This window comes from Carboxylicivirga taeanensis (assembly GCF_051851475.1).
GTDB classification, from domain to species: Bacteria; Bacteroidota; Bacteroidia; order Bacteroidales; family Marinilabiliaceae; genus Carboxylicivirga; species Carboxylicivirga taeanensis.
Map to the genome: position 1 here is coordinate 1 of NZ_JBPUSJ010000084.1, position 1,036 is coordinate 1,036.

Consider the following 1,036-nt stretch of genomic DNA (forward strand, 5'->3'; position numbering starts at 1 on the left):
CCGGTACTTTGCTTCCATGAAAGAAACAACAAAACAGACGACTATTAAAGTGTATTCACAGGCATGTGTCTATCACATCGTACTGCAAGGAAGGATTACATCCACCCTGTTGAATTCGGTTGCGGATATGCAGGTACGTGATACCGGCAATGGGGAAATCAGTTTGATTGGATGCTTACCCGATCAATCAGCCTTGATTGGCTTACTGCACCATTTGCATGAATTGCGCTGCGGGATTGTTTCGCTCAAAGCGCAGATACAGGAGTAATCAACAACAGTAAAATAGAATTTAATCTAATTTAAAAGGAGAAAGAACAATGGCTAAATTATTAGAAGGCATCAAAGTAATTGAAGTAGCGTCCATGGCAGCCGCCCCGTCGGCCACCGTCATACTGGCCGATTTAGGCGCTGAAGTAATCAAAGTAGAGCCACCAACAGGCGATATGTGGCGCTATGGCAATATGGTAGCCGGTATGCCACCGAGTAAGATTCAGTACACTACGTATATTCAGAATCGTACCAAGAAGTCGGTAGCACTTAACCTGAAGAAACCAGAGGCCCAGGAAGCCTTACACAAATTAGTGGCAGATGCCGATGTATTTCTGACCAATTCACCTCGTAAGGTTCAACAGGAGCTAAAGCACACCTACGATGATATTAAGGCCATTAAGCCAGATATCGTTTACGCGTGGATCAATGGTTTTGGCCTGGAAGGACCGGATAAGGATGCCCCTGGTTTTGACATGACAGCGTGGTATGCCCGCTCGGGTATGATGGAAGAACTGCGTCCGAAAGATGGCAGCCCGGTACCACTGCCAGTAGGAGGAGGCGATTTAAATACGGCCGTATCCTTGTTTAGTGCAGTGATGTCAGGTCTTTACCACCGCGAACGCACCGGAAAAGGCTCTTTTGTATCAACATCCTTAATGAATATGGGCATCTGGGCCAACTCCAGTATGATGCAGGCCGCCCTTGTGGGAGCCCCCCCAATGCAGAAGTTCCATCGCACCGAATGGCCCAACCCGGTTAGTGGAGG

At 47.8% G+C, this 1,036-nt stretch carries 2 protein-coding genes; both read left to right on the forward strand.

Annotated elements, in window-relative coordinates:
• A partial coding sequence (locus tag ACSX1H_RS19330; RefSeq protein ID WP_439185897.1) for a DUF8691 family protein occupies positions 1 to 268 on the forward strand: 268 nt, incomplete at its 5' end.
• A 49-nt stretch (positions 269 to 317) separates the two neighbouring features.
• On the forward strand, positions 318 to 1,036 hold a 719-nt coding region (locus ACSX1H_RS19335), incomplete at its 3' end, for a CoA transferase (protein ID WP_439185898.1).